This is a genomic window from Phenylobacterium sp., assembly GCF_013822795.1.
Lineage (GTDB): Bacteria > Pseudomonadota > Alphaproteobacteria > Caulobacterales > Caulobacteraceae > Phenylobacterium.
Window position 1 is genome coordinate 14,707 of record NZ_PNLB01000019.1, and the last position, 20,815, is coordinate 35,521.

Here is a 20,815-nt window from a genome sequence, read left to right on the forward strand (position 1 = left end):
GCGCTCTTGCGGCGCCGGCCGGTCAGGTCCGGAGACTACTTCCGGACGAAGTATTCTTCATAGGCCTTCGAGCGGCCCTCCGGCGACTTGCCGACGCCACGACGCACCAGTTCCTTGCCGTTCGGCGAGAAGGTCCAGAACTCGCCGACGATGACGTCGCCGTCCTTCATCTTCAGGATCTCGAACTCGTTGGCGTTCAGCTTGCGCACGGCGATCTGGTTGAACCGGACCTGCTCGCTGAAGGGGTGCGGCTTGCCGTCGAGCGAGGTGACGTAATCGGTCTTGAACGGCTTGTCGGGGTTGGTCGTGTTGACCGAGTGGTACTCCAGCTCGGCGTCGGTGAACTTCACATTGATGGTCAGCTTGAAGCCCTTGGGGAAGTTGCCGTCGCTCCAGCTCGACTTCTCCTCGACCGACACCCACGAGCCGTCGTGCGGGCTGGCGGCCCAGGCGGGGGAAGCGGCGGCGGCGGCAAGGGCCGCGATCATGACGAACGTCTTCATGGCGTCTCTCCTGAAATGCTTTGCGGTCAGAATGCGGTGCGGTCTTCGAGGTTGGCTTCGACCTCTTGCCGCGTCGTCCAGAGCGTGCGGAAGGTCTTGTCCGACAGGTGCTTGAGCTGGTCGGCCCGATGTTTCGACCCTGGCTGGCTGGCGTTGCCATAGGCCATCAAGCCCACCGCCTTGATCGGGCTGGAGAACTCGACCAGCGAGATCCAGGTTTCCCCATGATTGGGAATACGCTCGCCGTTCTTCAGCGGGCCCCAGGTGATGGTGTGGAAGAGCCCGGTGTTCCCGAACCCGCCGTTGCCGGGCAGGTTCACGTCGTCGATGTGGAAGCGCGAGACCTCGCCGAACGGACGATCGATGGCGCCGTACTTCTGCTTGGTCTCGGCGATCGCGGCCTTCAGCATCCCCACCGCCGCCGCCGGATCGGCGATGCCGTTCGGGGTGTCGATCGGCGCGTCCGGCGACCACTTCACCTTGTAGTTGGCTTGGCTGGTGAAGTTGTTCGGCGCGAACTTGGCCGCCCAGGTCTCGAACAGCAGGGCCGCGCGGCTGTCGGCGTCGGTCTTGCGATCCCAGGCCTTGAGCAGCGCCACCGCCGCCTGGACCTCGGGGTCGGGATCGCTCGCCGCGGCCGCCAGCAGGTCGGGCAGCGTCCGGTCGGCCATCAGCGTATGCGTCGACAGCTTGCGCGAGACGAAGTCATCGAAGGTCAGCTTGCCCGGCTGTTCCAGCAGCTTCACCGACCACTGCGCCCGCAGCGACATCGGCCCGTTGGGCGCGACATAGGGCGGGAAGTCGGCGTGCTTGATGGTCTGCGGATAGGTCGCCACCCACGGCGGATCGTTGGCGTTCTGCACGAAGCCGGTGGCCGGATCGTTGACCTTGGGCAGGTCGTCATAGCTGTGCACCTCGTTCCACAGCGTGGCGGAGGTGTCGCCGGGCACAAAGCCGCTCCAGAACTTCAGGTCGCCCTTGTCGTGCTTGGGCAGGATGCCGTTGTCCAGGAACTGGATGTGGCCTTCCTTGTCGCCGTAGACGATGTTGAACTTCGGCACCTGCAGGCGCTTCAAGATCGTCTCGAACTCGGCGAAGTTCTTGGACTTGCCCATGTCCCAGTACTGGGCAAGGCCGCCGGGCCGGTCGAGACCGGCGACCCGCAGGGCCACGGTCTTGCCGTCCTTGCGCTCGAACACCGGCCCGTGGACCGACGAACGGATCGTCAGCGTCTCAGTGCGCAGCGTCCCATCGGCCTGCTTGACCTTGAAGGTCTTTTCTTTGGTCTTGAACGGCACGACCTTGCCGTCGAACACGTAGCCGCCGTCCTTCAACGTCAGCTCGTAGTTGGTCGAGCCGACCAAGGTGTTGACCGTGTTGGTGAAACCCATCCGGTCGTTGAACGCAAAACGCAGCACCGGCAGCCCGACCTGGGTCGCGCCGTACATCTTGAAGCCCGGCCCGTTCAGGTCGGCCTCGAAATAGGTGAAGTAGCTGGTCGGCCACGGCAGGTGCGGGTTGGCCAGCAGCAGGGTGTTGCCGCTCGCCGACTTCGACGGCGCCACCGCCCAGGCGTTGGAGCCGTTGTTGTTGGCCGGATCGGCCCCCATCGTCGCGGCCTGAGGGGCGATATAGATGAAGTTCATCAGCCGGTGGGCGTGGGCCATCACGTCCACGCCGGAGACCGGCAGAACCACCGCCATTTTCGGATCGATCTTCTCCGGGTGGGCCTTGGCGTAGTCGTTGATCCCTTGCGCAAAGGCGTCGAGGTTCTTGCGGAACTGCGGCGTCTGCTGGCGGTACCACTGGGCGGCCCGCTCAGGCACGTCGTTGGCCAGCATCCATTTGTCGGCCTCGACTTCCTTCTCGCCCCAATACTCGGCCGCCCGTCCCCTCGCCTCGCCATAGAGGCGGATCACGATGTTCCCGTGGTTCTGGGCCTGCGCGTAGCCGAAGCCGTAGAAGGCACCGGCTTCGTCTTTGGCGTAGACGTGCGGCACGCCGTAGCTGTCCCACAGGATTTCGCCGCCCTTGGTCTGCGGCGCGGCCGCCGACGGCAGGGCCCAGAGCCCCACCATCGCCGCCGCCGCCAGCCCGGCTCCAAATTTCATTGCACCGATCACGCCGGCTCCCCCCTTAGAAGTCCCACTGCAGTCGGGCGTAGTACGAGCCGCCCGTGAAGCCGAACGGCGAGAGCCCGCTGTACTGCCCCGAACCGATGGTGGCGTTGTAGATGCCGTTCGCGTCCGGGTAGACGTTGAACAGGTTGTTCGCCCCCACCGACACCGAGATTTGATCGGTGGCCTTGACGGTCACTTCCAGGTCGGTGACCCACTTGGCGCCGTAGCTACGGTCATTCGCCGGCGCGTTCTGCAGGACGGTGAACTCGCCGTAGCGGGTTCCGCGCAGGTTCACGTTCAGCCGCTCCCACTGCCAGTTGGCGCCCAGGGTGATCTTGTCCTTGGGCAAAGCCTCGGTGAGGTTGCCGCGGCTCAGGCGATCGAACAGCACGAAGTTCGGCCCCAGCGCCGCCAGTTCGGGCGGGTTGGGGATGACGCCGGTGATCTCGGTCTTGTTGTAGTTGTAGCCGAAGTTCCAGCGCAGCTGGCCCCAGTCGCCTAGGTCGGTGCGATAGGTGCCGACGATGTCGACGCCCTGGGTCCGGGTGTCGATGGCGTTGGTGTAGTACTGGGCGCTGAGCGCGCCCGGCAGGCCGTTGGCGATCAGGATGTTGCTCACAGCGGTCCCGGTCAGGGTGCTGGTGATGGCGATCCGACCGTCCACGTCGATCTGATAGGCGTCGATGGTCACGTTCAGGGCCGGCAGCGGCTGCAAGGTGACGCCGAACGAGTAGTTGGTCGAGGTCTCCGGTTCGAGCGGCTCGGCGCCAAGGGCGATCGCTTCGGGCGAAGCCACCCGCAGGGTCTTGATCTGCAGCAGTTCGAGCACCCCGCCGACCAGTCGGAACTGGCTGGAGCTCGCGGCGTAGTTCTGCTGAGCCAGGCCTGGAGCACGGAAGCCGGTGCTGGCCGCTGCGCGGACCGCCAGCCAGTCGTTGAACTCGTAGCGGCCGTTGGCCTTGCCGACCAGCGTGTCGCCGGACTCGTCGTCGTAGTTCTCGTAGCGCAGCGCCGCGCCGACGAAGAGCTTCTCGTTCGGAGTGTAGCCGAGCTCGGTATAGGCCGCGACGTTGCTGCGCGAGCTCGAGCTGGCGTCCGAGGGCTGGAAGCCCGGCGCGGCCTGGGCGCCGGTCGCCGGACGCTGGCCCGCGAACGGCTGGCCGGCCGGGATCACGTAGTTGCCCGCCGCATAGCTGAGCGGCTCGCCAGCTTCGACGTCATAGGTTTCGTAGCGGTGCTGCAGCCCCCAGGAGACCTGGAGCTCGCCGCCGCCGACCGTGAAGGCCCGCGTCACGTCCAGCGAGTTGACCCATTCGCCGGACTCCAGCGCACCGACGTAGAAATGCGTCGGGCTCGTCGGGCCAAGGCTCGCGTTCAGGGTCTCCGAGACATTCTCTTCGGCGCGGTTCTGGCCGTAGACCGTCGAGAGGTCCCAGGACCAGCCGCCGATCTCGCCGCGCGCGCCGACCGCCAGCTCGAAGTCCTCTTCGTCGATGACCAAGTTCGGCCGGAAGCCTTCTGGATAGAGCTGCGGCAGTGCGTTGACGCTGTTGGGCGCCCGGAACGTGAACGGCAGGTCCGAGGTGCGGCGACCAACCGTGCCGAACGAATAGATCTCCGCGCCGCCCGTGTCGTAGCCGAAGTTGTAGGCTAGGTTCAGGCCCATCTGCGGCAGGACCCCGTAGTTGCGGGTCACCAGCCGGTCGACCGTCGCCTCGCGCGGGTCCGGCGCGCCGCCGGCCAGCGGCGGATAGATGCGCACCGAGGGATCGACCTTCAGCGCCCGGTTCGAGAGCTTCTGGTCCTTGTAGGTCGCCGAGACGTTGAGATGGCCCTGATCGCCGATCTCGAAGCCGTAGGTCCCCGTCGTCTGGAAGAGCTCGCCGTCGTCGCGGTCGAAGTTCTGGCCGTACGAGGCCGTCACGAAGCCGCCGGGCGTGTCGCGCAGCATGATGTTGATGACGCCGGCGATGGCGTCCGAGCCGTACTGCGCCGCCGCGCCGTCACGCAGCACTTCGATGCGCGAGATGGCCGAAGTCGGGATCATGTCGAGGTCGGCCGGGACCGAGCCATTGTAGAGCGACGAGACCGAGTTGATCAGCGAGGTCTTGTGACGGCGCTTGCCGTTGACCAGCACCAGCGTCTGGTCGGGGTTGAGACCGCGTAGGCCGCCGGTGGCGATGACGGTCGAGGTGCCGCCGCCGGCCCGCGCCGGCAGGTTGAACGAGGGGACGAGGGTCTGCAGCGCCTGGAAGGCGCCGGCCTTGCCGCTGCGGTCCATTTCCGCCGCCGAAAGCACGTCGATGGGCGTCGGGCTGTCGATCACCGTTCGCGGGGCGCCGCGCTGGCCGGTGACGACGAGTTCTTCGACGACGTCGGTCTTGTCTTGCGCCAGGGCCGGCGAGGCCGTGCCCAGGACGCTCGCGGCGAGCAACGCCGCCTTCCAGCTCAGAGACAAGCCGCTCGAACGGTCGGTGTAGCGGTAATTCATCGTCGTACCCCCTATAGAGACGAGAAGGAAATGGCGCCGGCCGGATCGCTCTTCCAAGGCGATATTCGGAACTCGGCAGCCATCGATTGGCCGCAGCCGGTAATTTAGACGCCCCAGTTCAACAATTGATCATTTCTAATGGGCCGGTTTAGACGTTCTCTCATTGACCGACGGCCAGCAGAAAGCCATCTGCGCGAGAGAAATACTTGCGCATTACAGAGAACATTGTTTTTGGAAATTGAAGACCAGCAGTCGCTGGTTCGCCACGGCTACAGGATCACGGCATTACGGACGTCCGGACAGGTGTTGAGGCCGACGAAGCCGCCGGTCAAAAGCACCCCCGCTGTCCTTGGCGCCTGAGAGATTTCGGGGACGAACCCCTTGCTCCGTCGGCGAGGGCCCAGACGCCCTGCTTTCCAGCGTTCAGCAGCCGTCGCGGTCCCTGTTGCTTGAGCGTTTCCGGGGCGGTTGCGCCTTCAGCGCCGGGCTGGGCCCGGTCTCTCCCGCGAGAGCCGGTGAAGCTTCAGGCCAGAGAGAACCCGCGTCAACGAAAAGAAATAATCTTTCAACCTGACCACGATGAGGGCTACCCACGGGTCACTTCGCTCAACCATTGAGCGTAATTGTAGGTAATTTTTACCAACGAGCCGTGGGACGGCCGGATCGGCGAGCCCCACGGCGAAGTTCCTTAGTGCGAGCTCGACAACTTCATCAGCACAAGGCCGCCGACGATCATCATCGCCGCCAGGATGCGCACCGTGCTTATCTGCTCGCCCAGTACAGCGATGCCGACCAGGAACGCCCCGACCGCACCGATTCCGGTCCAGACCGTATAGGCGGTGCCCAGCGGCAGCGTACGCATCGCGAACGACAGCAGGCCGAAGCTGGCGATCATGGTCCCGATGGTGATGACGCTGGGCACGAGGCGGGTGAACCCGTGCGACTGCTTCATGGAAAACGCCCAAACCACCTCGAGCAGTCCGGCGATAAAGAGAAGAATCCAGGCCATGGCGGCCCTCCTTTCGAAGAGCCGGGCCGTCCCGGACTTTGATGCCCATGATTTTGGGGGAGGTCGTTCCTCGCGGCCCCTAGCTAGGTTCGCCGCGGTCCCGGGTCAAGTTGCGTCGTCTCGACGCGATGGTGCCGGCTACAGGATTCGAACCCGTGACCTTCGGTTTACAAAACCGCTGCTCTACCAACTGAGCTAAGCCGGCGCGGCTCCAGCGCGCCGCCGACCGATGCCACGCCCCGCCCCCGCTGCCAAGCCCCCGCCGCTGGCACGCCTATTGCGAAAGCTGATCGGTCCACCCGGACCAAATCCCATTTGGAGACTCCACACGTGAGCACGAAAAAAAATTGGCTGGTGGGCACTGCGGCGGCGCTCGCCGTGGCTCTGGTCGCTGGCGGCGCAAACGCCGCGACCCTGGTCAATGGCAGCTTTGAAGAAGGCGCCAATCCGGGCAGCTTCATCACCCTGGGCAATGGCAGCACCGCCATCACCGGCTGGACCGTCAAGGGCCACGGCGTCGACTACATCGGCTCCTACTGGACCGCCGCTCACGGCGACCGCAGCGTCGACCTGTCGGCGCTCAACGGCGGCAGCATCCAACAGACCATCGATACGATCGTCGGCAAGACCTACAAGGTCACCTTCTGGCTGGCCGGCAACCCCGACGGCGGCCAGGGCGACAAGTTCGTCGCCACCTCGGTCAGCGGCGACTGGGTGAACAACTTCACCTTCAACGTCGGCGGCGGCAACACCAAGACGAACATGGGCTGGACGCAGCACAGCTACACCTTCAAGGCGTTCGACCCGACCTCGACCCTGGTCTTCAACTCCCAGACCCACACGCCTTACGGCCCGGCGCTCGACAACGTGTCGATCTCTGCGGTTCCCGAGCCCGCCACCTGGGCCATGATGATCATGGGCTTCGGCGGCGTCGGCGCTGCGGTGCGCGCCTCGCGCCGCAAGCAGGCCCTCGCTTTCGCCTGATCCACAACAGGCGCTATGAAGGTCGCCGTCGGCTCTCCGGAGCCGGCGGCGTTCCTTTATCTGCAGGCGGCCAGCGTGGACTCAAAACCAATCGAGATTTTCATCGACGCCGACGCCTGCCCGGTGAAGGACGAGACCTACAAGGTCGCCCAGCGCTACGGCCTCAAGACCTGGGTCGTCTCCAACGCCTTCATGCAGATTCCGCAGTCGCCGCTGATCGCGCGGATGATCGTCGACGCCGGGCCGGACGTCGCCGACGACTGGATCGCCGAACACATTTCGCCAGGCGACGTGGCGATCACCAACGACATCCCGCTCGCCGAACGGGTGCTGCAGGCCGGTGGCTACGCCCTGGGCGCGAACGGCCGGCCCTTCACCGAAAACTCGATCGGAGCGGCCATCGCCCAGCGCGCGCTGATGGAACAGCTGCGCTCGACCGGCGAGATGCTGGGCGGACCGCGCCCGTTCGATCGCAACGACCGCTCGCGCTTCCTGCAGTCCCTCGATGAGACAATCCAGAAGGAGCGCCGTCGACGCGCCTTGCAACGCGGCGGCGCATGACTAGCTTGCGGTCACGTTTGGCTGAGGGGTTTTGAACATGCGCAACGCGCTGATGTTGTCCATCCTGGGGTCCTGCGCCCTGCTCGCCGGCTGCGGCCAGGGCGGCGGTGAGAAGTCCGCGAGCTCCAGCCCCGCCCCCGCGGCCGAACATGAGGCCACCGCGGCCGAGAAACAGGCTGTGCTGGCCAGCCTCCCTGCGCCCTACAACACCGCCGACATCGACAACGGCAAGGCCAAGTTCGCCATGTGCCGCTCGTGCCACACGATCGTCGAGGGGGGCTCCAACCTCACCGGCCCGAACCTGCACGGCGTCTTCGGCCGCAAAGCCGGCGCGCTCGAGAACTACAAGTATTCCGACGCGGTGAAGAACGCCGGCTTCGTCTGGGACGCCGAGCACCTGGACAAGTGGCTGGCCGAGCCGCGCTCGTTCCTGCCGGGAACCAAGATGACCTTCGCCGGCCTTAAGGCTGAGAAGGACCGCATCGACCTGATCGCCTACCTCAAGGTCGAGACCGGCTACAAAGCGCCGTGAGGCGCTAGCATTCCCAAAAGGCAACCTTGACGAGAATACCGATCGGCCGCAGCATGAGGCGGTCGAGGCTGCGCTTGCATCTGTCAGCCGAGATCCTGCGCCGGCGCCTGTGACACCCCCTTGTCGCAGCCGGCGCCACCCCGACAACTCGCCTCCCCCGCTGGGGGAGGCTTTTTCGTTTTTGGAAGGGAGACGACCGCGGCCGGGCTATTCGGCGGCGTTGGCCGCCCGCGCCTGCTCGGCCTCCTCGAAGGCCTCGATGCGCCGCGCGGTGGTCTGCGGCGACTTCGTGAACCGGGCCAGCAGGTTGTAGAACACCGGCACGATGAACAGGGTCAGCAGGGTCGAGAAGATCGCCCCGAAGAAGATCACGACCCCGATGGTCTTGCGGCTCTCGCCGCCGGCGCCGCCCCACATGATCAGCGGGATCGCACCCGCCGCCGCGGCGATCGAGGTCATGATGATCGGGCGCAGCCGCAGCGAGGCGCTTTCGATCACCGCCTCGCGGATCGACAGCCCCTCGTCGCGCAGCTGGTTGGCGAACTCGACGATCAGGATGCCGTTCTTGGCCGCGATGCCGATCAGGATGATCAAGCCGATCTGACTGTAGGTGTTGATGGTCGAACCGGCGATCAACAGGCCGAACAGCCCGCCCAACGCTGCGACCGGCACGGTCAGCATGATCACACCCGGGTGGATCCAGCTCTCGAACTGAGCCGCCAGCACCAGGAAGACCAGCAGCAGCGCCATGCCGAAGGCCAGGCCCACCGCACTGCCCGCTTCCAGGTAGTCGCGGGCCATCCCGCCCCACTTGATCTGCGGACCAGGCGGCATCTTGGCGATCTCGGCCTCGAAGAACTTCACCGCCTCGCCGACCGGATAGCCCGGGTTCAGCTGCGCCGAGAGCGTCACCGAACGCAGGCGATCGACCCGCGAGCGATCGGGCGTGTCGCCGCGCACTTCGGTGGTGACCACGGTCGACAACGGGATCAGCTGGCCAGAGCTCGCCCGCACATAGAGGTTGCCGATGTCCTGCTCGGTCTGGCGCTGCTCGCGGTCGGTCTGCAGCAGGACGTCGTATTCCTGGCCGTTCTTGATGTAGGTGGTCACCCGCCGGGTGCCGAAGTTGCTTTCCAGCGCACGGCCGACCGCCTGGGCCGAGACCCCCAGCGACGCGGCCTTCTCACGGTCGATGTTGACCAGCACGCGCGGGCTGGTCGGCTCGTAGTCGAGACGCGCCCGCGACAGGCCTGGATTGGCCTCCGCCGCGGCCAGCAGCGGTTTGATCCAAGCGGCGATCTGATTGTAGTCGTCGCCGGCCACGATCACGTCGACGCCGCTTCCGCCGCCGCCCCCGCCGCCGCCGCGCTGGAAGGCCGGCCGCACCGAGGCGATGGCCCGCACCGAGGTGATCGACGAGAGCTCGCGGTTGAGACGCGCGGCCAGCTCGTTCGACGTCACGCCGCTGCCTTCGGTGACGTTGGCGTTGCCGAAGCCGCTGTTGAACTGCGTGCCGCCGAACCGCGGGACGCCGAGGATGTAGCGGGTGATCTCGCCATCCTTGAGCAGTTCCTGCAGTTTCGCCTCGACCTGGGTCGCGGCCTTCATCGTGTAGTCGTAGCCGGCGCCTTCCGGCGCGACGATGTTCAGGTCGACCCGGCCCCGGTCCTCTTCCGGAACAAGCTCACGCGGCAGCACTGCGAACAGCCCGCCGGCCCCGGCCGCCAGCACGATCACCAGACCGATGGTGGCGAAGGTCGCGCGGCGGTCGCCCAGCAGCGATTCCAGCGAGGCGTGATAGGACGACTTCAGCTTGGCCATCGCCGCATCCACGCGGCGGGCCAGGAAGCCCTCGCCGTGGGCCGGGCGCAGCAGCTTGGAGGCCAGCATCGGCGACAGGCTGAGGGCCAGCAGCGCCGAGAACGCCACCGCCGCGGCGATCGCCACCGCCAGCTCGACGAACAGGCGCCCGATATAGCCCGGCAGGAACATCAGCGGCGCGAACACCGAGATCAGCACGATGGTCGTCGCCACGACGGCGAAGAACACCTGCCGCGCCCCGCGCTGAGCAGCGACGATCGCCGGCTCGCCGTCGTCAATTCGGCGCTGGATGTTCTCGACCACCACGATGGCGTCGTCGACGACCAGGCCGATGGCCAGCACCAGGGCCAGCAGCGTGAGCAGGTTCAGCGAGAAGCCTAGCGGGGCCAGGACGATGAAGGTCGACAGGATGCAGATCGGCGCCACCACCGACGGGATCAGCGCCGCGCGCCAGGTGCCGAGGAACACGAAGTTCACCAGGGCCACCAGGGACATGGAGATCGCCATGGTGATCCAAACTTCTTCCAGGGCGTGCTTGGTGAAGACGGTGTAGTCGACCGCCACCTCCAGCACCGTGCCCTTGGGCAGCGACTTGTTCAGTTCCGGCAGCAGGTCGCGCACGCCCTGTGAGATCTCCAGGTCGTTGGCCTGGGACTGGCGGGTGATGCCGATGCCGACTTGGTCGCGGCCGTTGGAGCGGAAGCTGCGACGGCGCTCGTCGGGACCTTCCTCGACCCGGGCGATGTCGCCCAGGCGCGTGACGTAGTCCTGCGTCGAGTTGCCTGTCGCGACCGCCGCGCGCGCGCCGGACGCCACCACCGGCAACTGGGCGAACTGGTCGGGCGTCGCGTAGCCGCGGCCGACGCGGATCGTAAAGTCCTTGTCCGGCGCTTCGAGCGAGCCGGCCGGCAGTTCCAGGTTCTGGCTGTTCAGCGCATTCTCGACGTCGTCGACGGTCACGCCGCGGGCCGCCATGGCGTTGGGATCGAGCCAGATCCGCATCGAATAGAGTTGGCTGCCGCCCACGAACACCTGGGCCACGCCCGGGACGGTCGAGAAGCGCTCGACCAGATAGCGCTGGGCGTAGTCGGACAGTTGCAGCCGGTTCAGCGTCGTCGAAGCGAACGAGATGAACATGATCGGCGAGCCGTCGGCGGTCGCCTTGGCGATCTGCGGCGGGTCGGCCTGCAGCGGCAGATTCGCCGCCACCCGGCTGACCGCGTCGCGCACGTCGTTGGCCGCGTCGTCCAGGTTCCGGTCGAGCCGGAACGAGATGTTGATGTTCGAGCGGCCGTCGCGCGAGGACGAGTTGACCCGGTCGATCCCCTGGATGCCGGAGATCTGTCGCTCGATGACCTCGGTAATCCGCTCCTCGACCACCTCGGCCGAGGCGCCGCGATAGGTCGTGGAGATCGAAACCACCGGCGGGTCGACGCTGGGCAGTTCGCGCACGGTCAGCGAGGCGAAGGCCGCCACGCCGACGACGCAGAGAATGATCGCCGCGACCGCCGCGAAGACGGGCCGGCGGACCGAGATGTCCGACAGCATCATGCGTCAGGCCGCGCCGCGCGCGCCCCAGGCTCGGCGCCCTTCTGGGACGCCAGGATGCGGACCGGCTGGCCCGGCTGGATCTTGTTGAGACCGTCGGCGACGATCTGTTCGCCGGCGCGCAGCCCGTCGCGGATTTCCACGAAGCCGTCCTGGCGCACGCCGGTCAGCACCGGCCGCTGCTCGGTGCGGGCCTGATCGCCCTGGCCGCTGACCACGAAGACGAAGGCGGAGTCGCCCTGCACCGACACCGCCGACTCGGGCGCGGCCACGACCTGCCGTTGGCCCTGGGCGATCGCCACGCGCAGCATCATGCCGGGCTTGAGCTTGCGGTCGGGGTTGGGGAATTCGGCGCGGGCGGTGATCGCCCGGGTCCGCTCGTCGATGCGGGTGTCGAGCTTTTGGATCCGCCCCTGGATCACCTGGCCCGGATAGGCGTCGATGCGGGCGGAGATCGGCTGGCCTTCGCGGATCGAAGCCAGGTACCGGTCGGGCACCTCGAAATCGACGCGCACGCTGGAAATGTCGTCCAAGGTCACGATCGCCGCGCCCGGATTGACCAGCGCGCCCGGCGCGATGTCCGACAGCCCGACGACGCCGGCGAACGGCGCGCGGATCATGCGGTCACCTTCGCGGGCCCGCGCGGCGTCGACGTCGGCCTTGGCCGCCAGATAGGTCGCCTCGCGCTGGTCGAGCGCGGTCTTGGCTGCATAGCCCTGAGCCGCCAGCTGCTTCCAGCGATCGTAGTCGCGCTCGGCCTGCATCAACCGCGCCTGAGCCTGAGCGATGCCGGCGCTCTGCTCGGTCGCCTTCAGTTCGACCAGCACCGCGCCCTTCGGCACCGACTGGCCGTCGCTGAAGCGCACCTTGTCGACCAGCTGCGTCGCCGCCGCGGTCAGGGTCACCGATTGGCGCCCCTTCGCTACGCCGATCACGTCAATGGCGTCGACGAAGGTCTTGTTCTGCGCGCCGACAACATTGACCGGCGCCGGGCCGCCCATGCCACCGCCACGACCGCCGCCTCCGCCGCCGCCCTTCTGGGCGGCCATCGCGCCGCCGCCGGGGCCTCCTGGCCCCTCCTTCTTGCCGAGGGTGAGTTTCCAGCCGCCTGCGACCACCATGAGGCCGAGGATCACAATCGCGCCGACGAGGAAAAAGTGGCGTCGCAACAACTTACGGAATCTCCGGGGCGGCTCGGAATATGATGATCGATGACGCTGAATCGAAGCGCGTCTTATGGCGACGACATAGGCGCCGTCCAGTGACAGAACGATGGCTTTGCGTGTCGGCCCTGAAATACAAGGTCGGTATGCCCGACCAAAACACTCAATGAAGCCTACAATTCCGTATTGGCGTCATTGCTGCAAAGAAAACGGGCGCCCGAGACCGGACGCCCGCCTTGCACAGTCCTTGAGGAAGACCTCTAGACGTCGTAGCCCGGCAGCGACCGATCGAGCAGGCGCAGCGCGCCCGGCCAGGCCAGCCCGCCGCCCAGCCCACGCGACATCTGCGCCTTGACCTCGTCCTGCGCGGCCTGCGGGGCAAGCAGCACGTTCTCGCGCCCGGCCGACAGCGCCATCACCTGCTGCTTACAGGCGCGCTCCAGGTAGAACATGTTGATCCAGCACTCGGCCGCGGTCTCGCCCACGGCGAGCGTGCCGTGGTTGCGCAGCAGCATCATCTTCTTCTCACCGATGTCGGCGACCAGGCGTTCGCGCTCGTCGAGGTTCAGCGCAATCCCTTCGTAGTCGTGATAGGCCAGCATCGTCCGGACGATCAGCGCATGTTGCGAGAGCGGCAGCAGCCCATCCTTCTGCGCCGCGACCGCCACGCCCTGGTCAGTGTGCAGGTGCATGACGAAATGCGCGTCCTCGCGGGCCGCGTGGATCGCGGAGTGGATCGTGAAGCCCGCCGGATTGATGAAGTACGGCGTCTCCTGGAGGATGTTGCCGTCGAGGTCGATCTTGACCAGCGCCGAGGCGGTCATCTCGCCGAAGTACATCCCATAGGGATTGATCAGAAATTGGTGATCAGGGCCCGGCAGCCGCGCCGAGATGTGCGTGTAGATCGCATCGTCCCACCCGTAGAGCGCCACCAGGCGGTAGAGCGCCGCAAGGTCCACCCGCGCCTGCCATTCCTCGGCGCTGACCTTGCCCTTTAGCGAGCTTACGCTCGCGATCGAACCATCGGCCATGGCGGCCTCCCTTTGCATGTCTTTGTCTGATCGTTGATCACCAGAGTCGCGCCGACGGCCTCAAGCGTCAAGCGCGGGCTGCGGCGTTGAATTTGCACGACAAACGGCGTTGACAGCTGGACCGGTTGGGCGGAAGACTTTGTTAACAACAAGATCTGCCCGCGCATCACGAACCAAACTTGTCGCCCGCATGTTCCTAAGGCTGGGGATGGCGGGCCTAAGTGAAATTTCGACGTCGCAAAGCTCGGATGCGGAGGTCGCTGTGTCTTACCCGACGTTCAAGCTCGCCGCGGTTGCGGCAAGCCTGGCCTTGGCTGGGCTGGCGCCCGCCGGCTCGGTTCAGGCCGCCACTGTCTACAAAGCGACGCTGCTAGGGGCCAACGAGAACCCGCCGGTCGCTTCGCCCGGCGGCGGCGTGGCTTTCCTGACCATCGACGGCGACCTGCTGACGGTCTCGACGACATTCAGCAACCTGATCGGCGACGTCGCGGCCGCTCACGTCCACTGCTGCGCTCCCGCCCCGGCGAACGTCGGGGTCGCCACCCAGATACCCAGCTTCCCGGGTTTCCCCACTGGCGTCACCAGCGGCACCTACAATCAGGGCTTCGACCTGGGCGCGCTCGGGACCTACAACCCAGCGTTCGTCACCGCCAACGGCGGCACGGCGCAGGGCGCCCGCACCGCCCTGCTCACCGCACTGAACGGCGGCCAAGCCTACTTCAACGTCCACACCAGCTTCGCGCCAGGCGGCGAGATTCGCGGTCAGTTCGCGCTGATCCCCGAACCAGCCAGTTGGGCGTTGATGATCGCCGGCTTTGGGATCGCCGGCGCAGCCATCCGTTGGCGTCGCGCGGTCTTCAAGACCTGAAGCCTCAGGCGGTGGTCTTCACCCGCGCCACCGCGTCCAGCCAGCGGGCATAGGCCGCCTCGCGCTCATGCACGTTCATGGCCGGCTCCATTCGCTCGGTCGACGGGCGCGCGGCGACCGCTTCTTCGACGCTGGCGTAGACCCCTGCCCCCAGACCCGCGAACAGCGCCGCGCCCAGGGCGGTCGTCTCCATGTAGCTCGCCCGCCCGACCATGACGCCGGTCAGATCGGCCAACCGTTGGCTGAACCAGGCGCTGCGCGACATGCCCCCGTCGATGCGCAGCTCCACGCCCCGCCCGAACGCGCCGGGCGCGTCGGCCCGCATCGCCTCGATCAGATCGCGGGTCTGCAACGCGCAGGCGTCGAACGCGGCATGCGCGATCTCGGCCAGGCCGGTGTCGCGGGTCATGCCGAACAGGCCGCCGCGGGCGCCGGCGTCCCACCAGGGTGCGCCGAGCCCGGTGAACGCCGGGACCAGCACGACGCCATGGTCGTCGCGCGCCGTCTGGGCCAGCGTCTCAACCCCAGCGCCGCCGCCGGGAACCCCGAGGCCATTGACCCATTGCAAGGCCGCGCCGGCGATGAAGATCGAACCTTCCAACGCGTAGGTCGCCCGCCCGCCCAGCCGCGCCGCCACGGTCGTCAGCAGCCGCGAGCGCGAGGGCGCCAGGTGCTCGCCGGTGTTGACCAGCATGAAGCAGCCGGTGCCGTAGGTGGCCTTCATCTCGCCGGCCCGGATGCAGCCCTGCCCCATCAGCGCCGCCTGTTGGTCGCCCGCCACGCCGCGGATCGGGATGGCGCGCCCCAGCAGCTCCGGCGAGGTCGCCCCGTAGTCGCCAGCACAGTCCAGCACCGTCGGCATCAGCGCCCGCGGCACGTCCAGCATCTCGAGCATCTCGTCCGACCACGCCTGGGCCTTCAAGTCGAACAGCATGGTGCGCGAGGCGTTGGTCGCGTCGGTGGCGTGCACCTTGCCGCCGGTCAGCTTCCAGATCACCCAGCTGTCCATCGTCCCAGCCAGCAGTTCCCCGGCCTCGGCCCGCCCCCGTGCCCCGTCGACCTCGTTCAAGATCCAGGCGATCTTGGTCCCCGAGAAGTACGGGTCCAGCAGCAGTCCGGTGATCTCGGTGACCTGCGGCTCGCGCCCGGCCGCCCGCAGCCGCTCGCAGGTGGGCGCCGTGCGCCGATCCTGCCAGACGATCGCGCGGTGGATCGGCTTGCCCGTCGCCTTGTCCCAGATCACGACCGTCTCGCGCTGGTTGGTGACGCCGATGGCGGCGACATCCTCGATCGGACGTCCCGACTTGGCCAGCGTCTCGCGCAGCACTGCGACCGAGGCGGCGAAGATCTCCTCGGCGTCGTGCTCGACCCAGCCGTCGTGCGGATAGAACTGCTCTAGCGGTCGCCCGGCCTCGGCGATCGGCGCGCCCTTAAGGTCGAAGAGGATCGCTCGGGTCGAGGTGGTGCCCTGGTCCAGCGCCAGGATCAGAGGTTCCGCCATCTTCCGCCCACTGTCGTTTCTCGTCTAGCGAGCGACTCGCCGCCCGCATGGTCAAGCGGTTGTAACCATGTTTTCATCCGCTCCGAGCAGATTAGAAGTGATCGCCGGGGACGCCAGAGTGAGTACGGCCGCCAAGACCGATGACCTGCTGAACCTGGCTCGCAGCCGTGCGCCGGCTGATCGTGAGCGCCTTTTGCTCGCCATCGTCGACATCTGCGACGCCGGCGAGAGCGCCGCGGGCCTGATGACCTCCGCACCGATCCAGGCCCTGCTCAATTCGATTTTCATGTCCCTGGTCGTCGAGGCCGAGCGCGACATCCGCCGGCGGCTTTCGGAAAAGCTGGCCCAGGCGGATTGGGCGCCCTCGGCGCTGGTCAATGTGCTGGCGCTCGACGACATCGAGATCGCCCGTCCGATCATCGCCGGCAGCCCGGTGCTCAAGGATCATGATCTGGTCCGGCTGCTGGTCGAGGCCACCATCGAGCATCAGATCGAAGTCGCCCGTCGCCCCAATATCGGCCCGCCCGTGGTCGCCGCCATCCTCCAGCAGCGGGAGCCGGCGGTGCTGACCGCCCTGGCCGGAAACGCCAGCGCGGCGCTGGGCGAACACGAACTCACGGTCCTGGTCGCCTCCGCCCAGCGGATCGCCGCCATGCGCTCGCCGCTGGCCCGCCGCCCCGACCTCACCGACGACCTCGCGCGCCAGCTCTATGTCTGGGTCGGCCAGGCCCTGCGTCATTCGCTCATTGACCGCTTTCGCCTCGATGCGAGTGAACTCGACGCCGCCCTCGCCGCCTCCGTGCGCGAGGCCCACGGCGGCGGCGTCGACGCCGCCCCGGCCGCCCGCGACGGCGAGCGCGAGGAGATGGAGCGGCGGCTGGTCGCCAAGCTCGACGCCGCCGGCCAGCTGCGGCCCGGCTACCTGCTGCGCGCGCTCAAGGAAGGACGGCTCACCCTGTTCCTCACCAGCCTGGCGACGCTCGGCCGCTTCGATCAGACCCACGTCCGCCGGGCGGTAAATTCCGACCGCCCCGAACTGCTCGCCCTGGCCTGCGCATCCGTCGGCATCGACCGCAGCGTCTTTCCGACCATCCTAGACATGGTCCGCGACCTGAACGGCGGCCTGCCCGGCGGCGGCCAGGAAGGCGCGCGTCGCGCGGGCGTAGCCTTCGGGCCCTTCGACGCCCACATCGCCGGGGCCGCCTTCCGCCGCGCGCTGAACCCTGGTTGACGGATCGCCCGTTTCACGGACTTTTGCCGGGCCATGTTCAAGCCTGAGCCATTCGTGACCCGCCTCGCCTTCGCGGCCAGCGACCGCCCCGAAGCGCAGGACGCCCGCAACGTCCTGGTCTCCCGCTATGGCGAGGCGAGCGACGACGACGCCCAGGTGATCGTCGCCTTGGGCGGCGACGGCTTCATGCTCGAAACCCTGCACGAGAACCTCAAGAACGGTCGGCCGATCTACGGCATGAACCGCGGGTCCGTCGGCTTTCTGATGAACGAGTACAGCGAGGACGCGCTGCTGGAGCGGATCAACGCCGCCGAGCGCGCCGTCATCCACCCGCTGTCGATGGTCGCCATCGACGCCGCCGGGCGCCGCCACGAGGCGCTCGCCATCAACGAGGTGTCCCTGCTGCGCCAAACCCGCCAGACCGCCAAGCTGCGCATCTCGATCGACGGCAAGGTGCGGCTCGGCGAGCTCTCCTGCGACGGCGCGCTGGTGGCCACCCCCGCCGGCTCCACCGCCTACAACCTCTCCGCCCACGGCCCGATCATCCCGCTCGACGCCAAGATCCTCGCCCTGACGCCGATCAGCGCCTTCCGACCGCGGCGCTGGCGTGGGGCGCTGCTGCCGCACACCGCCCAGGTCACCTTCGAGATCCTCGAGGCCGACAAGCGCCCGGTCAGCGCCGTCGCCGACAATTTCGAGGTCCGCGACGTCGTCGCTGTCCAGATCGCCGAGAACCGCGACGTCGCCCTGCACATGCTGTTCGACGCCGGCCGCAGCCTTGAGGAACGCGTCCTCGCCGAACAGTTTTCCGTGTGATTACCGACGGTTCCCGGCTCATCCGTTGTTAACGCCTGTTCTCTAGGATCCGGCACGTTGTCCTAGGAGGCGCGTAGTGAGCCAGCAGAACCCGGTCATCCAGCCCCCCAGCCTTCGTCTGAAGGTCGGCGGTCGGTTCGGCGCGATCGATCCCAGCGCCATCGCCAAGGCCGAAGCGGCCTTGAAAAGCCTGTCCGGCAACTTCGCCCAGTGGCTCTCGGAAGAGGTCGTCAAGCTTGACGCCGCGCGTCAGCGCGTCCGCGACGAGGGCGTCACCGCCGAGACCATGGAAACGCTCTACCTGCGCGCCCATGACCTCAAGGGCCTAGGCACGACCTACGAGTTTCCGCTGATCACCCGCATCGGCGCCTCGCTCTGCCGCCTGATCGACGACAAGGACAAGCGCCTGAGCGTGCCGCTGCCGCTGGTCGATGCGCACATCGACGCCATCAAGGCTGCGGTTCGCGACAGCATCAAGACCGACGACCATCCGGTCGGCCGCATCCTGATCGAAGAGCTGGAACGCAAGGTCGCCGCGGCGGCCTGAGCCGACTACATGACGTTCGCCAGCGGCTCCTCGACCACGCCGTAACCAGCGTCCGGCGGCAGCACCAGAACCTTGCCGCCCGGGCGATCCTGGATCTGCGGCTCGACCGTCACCAGGGTCCGCCCCTTCGCTCGCGCCACGCAGTCGTCCGCGCTGACCGCCTCGGCCAGCAATTGCACGTTCATGCGCGTGGGGAAGATCACCTTGCGCTCGCCGGCCTGCGCCAGCCGCAGCACCTCGCTTGGCGCGATCCACTCCGCATCGACCGTTTCGCGCCCATCGTGGGCCGCCACCTGGTCGTCCGGCGCGTCCACCACATAGAACCAGGTGTCGAACCGCTTCGGGGTCAACGGCGGCGTGATCCACCGGGCGAAAATCGTCAATGCGTTCAAGTCGATGACAACGCCCAGCTCACGTACGACATCAAGAAAGGCCAGTTCGCCGCGATCGACCTTGAGCCGCACCTCCAGCGGGGCCGCCTCCCCGCCGATCGGGGCGCCGTCGGCCCGTCGACCGAGCAGGATGCCGGCCTCCTCGAACACCTCGCGGATCGCGGCGATCCGCAGGCCGCGCTGCTCGTCGTCGAAGTCGGCCCAGCCCAGCGCCCGCTCGCTCCAAGCCTGATCATGGTCGCCGGCGTGGCTCTTGCCGCCCGGAAAGACCAGCGCGCCGGAAGCGAAGTCGATCTGGTGGTGGCGCTTGACCATCAGCACTTCAAAGGTCGGCGCGTCGCGCAGCAGCAGAATCGTCGCGGCTGGCTTGATGTCTGGCGATGTCATGGCGTCAGCTTGGGAGCCTCCTCCCCGCCGCGCAAGTATGACGCTAGGTCAGGCGCTGACCGACCGATCCTGCGCCCTGGCCTGATAGGCCGTCCGGGCGTCGGCCGAAAGCCGATCCATCTTGTCGAGCAGGTAATCGGCGTCGTCGCGGTTGGCGATTTCCGCCTGAGTCAGGAACCGCTGCAGCATCCGCTCCTGGAAGCGTTCGCGATCGCGCGCGCCGCCGTCGAACTCCATCGAGTGATAGGTGTCGACCCCGGCGCGGAAGGCCCCATAGAGCCGCGCGGGCATCCCGGCGCGGTCATAGATCGCCTTCAGCCCAAGCGGCCCGGCGTCGTGGATCATCAGCCAGGTCCGGTGGTGTGGGACGCTCGCCAGCTCGGCCAGACCCCACTCCAGAAAGGTCATGTGCCCCTGCGCCAGCGCCCGCAGCAGCAGCGAGGCGGTCAGTCGATCGTTCTCGCGCAAGTGGCTGACGAACGCCTTCACATCGCTGGTGCGTGCGGCCTGGTCGACCAGATCGACCGTCGCCCGCTCCTGGGCGCCCATGGCGATCTCCAGCGACAGTTCGGCCGAGATCTCGTGGCGGTTCAACAGGTGGTCGCGCACCCGATCCCCGACCAAGCTCACAAGCTTTTCCGTGACCGCCAGCGGCAGCGCGTTGCGATAGGCCATCGCCGCCAGCACCCGCTCCGAACGCTCGAACCGCGCCACCGCGGCGTCCAGGGCCTCCTCGGCGAACTCGGCGTTGTCGTTGGCGCAGGCCGCCTCGACCGCGTCTTCTTCGCCGTGCTCGACGATGGCCCGGGTTACAGCCTTCGACACCTGCGGCCGCTTGGCCACCGCCACCTGCCGCAGGGGTCCGCCGATCCGCACGATTTCCACCAGGTCGGCGTCGGTGAACGCCGGCGAAGCGCCCAGGATCGGCATGCAGATCCGCTCGACGTCCTGCGCCAGCCGCACCGCCACGTCATGGGGCACCAGCGGCGAGCTCTTCAGGGTGACCGACAGCGCTTCGCGCACCATTTCGGCGGCGTCGTAGGCCATCACGCGCAGGATCTCCTGCGCATGCCTGCGATCCTCGTCGCTAAGCACCGCGGCGTCGAGGCGGCGGCAGATCTTTCGGGCCGCGAAGGCGCGTTCGTCCGGCGTCGCGCCCTTGACCAGCGTGCGGATGTCTTCGTCCGTCAGCGCCGCCCGCGTCGTCGCCATAACCCTGCCCCCGATGGGAGCTTCAGCCCCCGCCAAAAGGATAATCTAAGGTTAAGCTTAACGAACGGTTGCCCGCCAAACTGTGGATTTACCTTGCC

General features: G+C 67.2%; 17 protein-coding genes, 1 tRNA gene and 1 riboswitch. Of the genes, 7 read left to right on the plus strand and 11 right to left on the minus strand.

Annotated features, from left to right (window positions below; genetic code table 11):
• Positions 1–35: 35 nt before the first annotated feature.
• The 5 genes from C0481_RS16585 to C0481_RS16605 form a co-directional block, all read right to left on the minus strand.
• Entirely contained in the window at positions 36–503 is a 468-nt protein-coding gene (locus C0481_RS16585) for a hypothetical protein (RefSeq protein ID WP_293405819.1), read from the minus strand.
• A gap of 26 nt (positions 504–529) precedes the next feature.
• Positions 530–2,614, minus strand: a complete 2,085-nt coding sequence (locus C0481_RS16590; protein ID WP_293405821.1) for an acylase — start codon at positions 2,612–2,614, stop codon at positions 530–532.
• Positions 2,615–2,639: 25 nt separating this feature from the next.
• Positions 2,640–5,114, minus strand: a complete 2,475-nt coding sequence (locus C0481_RS16595) for a TonB-dependent receptor (protein WP_293405824.1) — start codon at positions 5,112–5,114, stop codon at positions 2,640–2,642.
• A 333-nt stretch (positions 5,115–5,447) separates the two neighbouring features.
• Positions 5,448–5,544: riboswitch (glycine riboswitch) on the minus strand.
• A 258-nt stretch (positions 5,545–5,802) separates the two neighbouring features.
• Positions 5,803–6,123 carry a quaternary ammonium compound efflux SMR transporter SugE gene (sugE, locus tag C0481_RS16600; RefSeq protein ID WP_293405826.1) on the minus strand — a complete coding sequence of 107 codons (321 nt, stop codon included), beginning with the start codon at positions 6,121–6,123 and terminating at the stop codon, positions 5,803–5,805.
• Between the two features lie 129 nt (positions 6,124–6,252).
• Positions 6,253–6,328: transfer RNA gene (locus tag C0481_RS16605), tRNA-Thr, on the minus strand.
• Positions 6,329–6,453: 125 nt separating this feature from the next.
• Between C0481_RS16605 and C0481_RS16610 the strand changes: the two genes are divergently transcribed.
• The 3 genes from C0481_RS16610 to C0481_RS16620 are packed head-to-tail and all read left to right on the plus strand — an operon-like array spanning position 6,454 to position 8,200.
• Positions 6,454–7,107, plus strand: a complete 654-nt coding sequence (locus tag C0481_RS16610) for a choice-of-anchor C family protein (protein WP_293405828.1) — start codon at positions 6,454–6,456, stop codon at positions 7,105–7,107.
• A gap of 15 nt (positions 7,108–7,122) precedes the next feature.
• Positions 7,123–7,668, plus strand: a complete 546-nt coding sequence (locus tag C0481_RS16615; protein ID WP_293405830.1) for a YaiI/YqxD family protein — start codon at positions 7,123–7,125, stop codon at positions 7,666–7,668.
• Between the two features lie 37 nt (positions 7,669–7,705).
• Positions 7,706–8,200 carry a cytochrome c family protein gene (locus C0481_RS16620; protein WP_293405832.1) on the plus strand — a complete coding sequence of 165 codons (495 nt, stop codon included), beginning with the start codon at positions 7,706–7,708 and terminating at the stop codon, positions 8,198–8,200.
• A gap of 207 nt (positions 8,201–8,407) precedes the next feature.
• On the opposite strand, the gene C0481_RS16625 is transcribed toward C0481_RS16620, so the two are convergent.
• From C0481_RS16625 to C0481_RS16635, 3 genes are all read right to left on the minus strand, one after another.
• Positions 8,408–11,569, minus strand: coding sequence for an efflux RND transporter permease subunit (locus C0481_RS16625; RefSeq protein ID WP_293405986.1), 3,162 nt, complete (start codon positions 11,567–11,569; stop codon positions 8,408–8,410).
• A complete protein-coding gene (locus C0481_RS16630; protein WP_293405834.1) occupies positions 11,569–12,705 on the minus strand; it encodes an efflux RND transporter periplasmic adaptor subunit in 1,137 nt (378 codons plus the stop codon). Before C0481_RS16630 ends, C0481_RS16625 begins: the two co-directional genes overlap by 1 nt.
• A 287-nt stretch (positions 12,706–12,992) precedes the next feature.
• Positions 12,993–13,763 carry a class II aldolase/adducin family protein gene (locus tag C0481_RS16635; RefSeq protein WP_293405836.1) on the minus strand — a complete coding sequence of 257 codons (771 nt, stop codon included), beginning with the start codon at positions 13,761–13,763 and terminating at the stop codon, positions 12,993–12,995.
• A 262-nt stretch (positions 13,764–14,025) separates the two neighbouring features.
• Between C0481_RS16635 and C0481_RS16640 the strand changes: the two genes are divergently transcribed.
• The gene (locus C0481_RS16640; protein ID WP_293405838.1) at positions 14,026–14,631 is read left to right on the plus strand and encodes a CHRD domain-containing protein; all 606 of its coding nucleotides are present in this window, start codon (positions 14,026–14,028) and stop codon (positions 14,629–14,631) included.
• Positions 14,632–14,635: 4 nt separating this feature from the next.
• Here C0481_RS16640 and glpK read toward each other — a convergent pair whose 3' ends face one another.
• Positions 14,636–16,132, minus strand: coding sequence for a glycerol kinase GlpK (gene glpK, locus C0481_RS16645; RefSeq protein WP_293405840.1), 1,497 nt, complete (start codon positions 16,130–16,132; stop codon positions 14,636–14,638).
• A 118-nt stretch (positions 16,133–16,250) separates the two neighbouring features.
• Between glpK and C0481_RS16650 the strand changes: the two genes are divergently transcribed.
• The 3 genes from C0481_RS16650 (at position 16,251) to C0481_RS16660 (ending at position 18,726) form a co-directional block, all read left to right on the plus strand.
• Positions 16,251–17,363: a DUF2336 domain-containing protein gene (locus C0481_RS16650; protein ID WP_293405842.1), complete on the plus strand. Its 1,113-nt coding sequence runs from the start codon at positions 16,251–16,253 to the stop codon at positions 17,361–17,363.
• A gap of 33 nt (positions 17,364–17,396) precedes the next feature.
• Positions 17,397–18,179: an NAD kinase gene (locus tag C0481_RS16655; RefSeq protein WP_293405844.1), complete on the plus strand. Its 783-nt coding sequence runs from the start codon at positions 17,397–17,399 to the stop codon at positions 18,177–18,179.
• A gap of 76 nt (positions 18,180–18,255) precedes the next feature.
• Entirely contained in the window at positions 18,256–18,726 is a 471-nt protein-coding gene (locus tag C0481_RS16660; protein ID WP_293405846.1) for an Hpt domain-containing protein, read from the plus strand.
• Between the two features lie 5 nt (positions 18,727–18,731).
• On the opposite strand, the gene C0481_RS16665 is transcribed toward C0481_RS16660, so the two are convergent.
• Both C0481_RS16665 and C0481_RS16670 read right to left on the minus strand, forming a co-directional pair.
• On the minus strand, positions 18,732–19,505 hold the full coding sequence (locus C0481_RS16665; RefSeq protein WP_293405848.1) for an NUDIX hydrolase: 774 nt from the start codon (positions 19,503–19,505) through the stop codon (positions 18,732–18,734).
• A gap of 48 nt (positions 19,506–19,553) precedes the next feature.
• Positions 19,554–20,717 carry a DUF2336 domain-containing protein gene (locus C0481_RS16670; RefSeq protein WP_293405850.1) on the minus strand — a complete coding sequence of 388 codons (1,164 nt, stop codon included), beginning with the start codon at positions 20,715–20,717 and terminating at the stop codon, positions 19,554–19,556.
• Positions 20,718–20,815 lie beyond the last annotated feature (98 nt).

Excerpts from the sequence above, each read along its gene's own strand:
- C0481_RS16615 (WP_293405830.1), top strand. The coding sequence starts at position 7,123 with ATGAAGGTCGCCGTCGGCTCTCCGGAGCCGGCGGCGTTCCTTTATCTG.
- C0481_RS16595 (WP_293405824.1), bottom strand. The coding sequence starts at position 5,114 with ATGAATTACCGCTACACCGACCGTTCGAGCGGCTTGTCTCTGAGCTGG.
- C0481_RS16625 (WP_293405986.1), bottom strand. The coding sequence starts at position 11,569 with ATGCTGTCGGACATCTCGGTCCGCCGGCCCGTCTTCGCGGCGGTCGCG.
- glpK (WP_293405840.1), bottom strand. The coding sequence starts at position 16,132 with ATGGCGGAACCTCTGATCCTGGCGCTGGACCAGGGCACCACCTCGACC.
- sugE (WP_293405826.1), bottom strand. The coding sequence starts at position 6,123 with ATGGCCTGGATTCTTCTCTTTATCGCCGGACTGCTCGAGGTGGTTTGG.
- C0481_RS16670 (WP_293405850.1), bottom strand. The coding sequence starts at position 20,717 with ATGGCGACGACGCGGGCGGCGCTGACGGACGAAGACATCCGCACGCTG.
- C0481_RS16635 (WP_293405836.1), bottom strand. The coding sequence starts at position 13,763 with ATGGCCGATGGTTCGATCGCGAGCGTAAGCTCGCTAAAGGGCAAGGTC.
- C0481_RS16665 (WP_293405848.1), bottom strand. The coding sequence starts at position 19,505 with ATGACATCGCCAGACATCAAGCCAGCCGCGACGATTCTGCTGCTGCGC.
- C0481_RS16585 (WP_293405819.1), bottom strand. The coding sequence starts at position 503 with ATGAAGACGTTCGTCATGATCGCGGCCCTTGCCGCCGCCGCCGCTTCC.
- C0481_RS16620 (WP_293405832.1), top strand. The coding sequence starts at position 7,706 with ATGCGCAACGCGCTGATGTTGTCCATCCTGGGGTCCTGCGCCCTGCTC.
- C0481_RS16655 (WP_293405844.1), top strand. The coding sequence starts at position 17,397 with ATGTTCAAGCCTGAGCCATTCGTGACCCGCCTCGCCTTCGCGGCCAGC.
- C0481_RS16590 (WP_293405821.1), bottom strand. The coding sequence starts at position 2,614 with ATGAAATTTGGAGCCGGGCTGGCGGCGGCGGCGATGGTGGGGCTCTGG.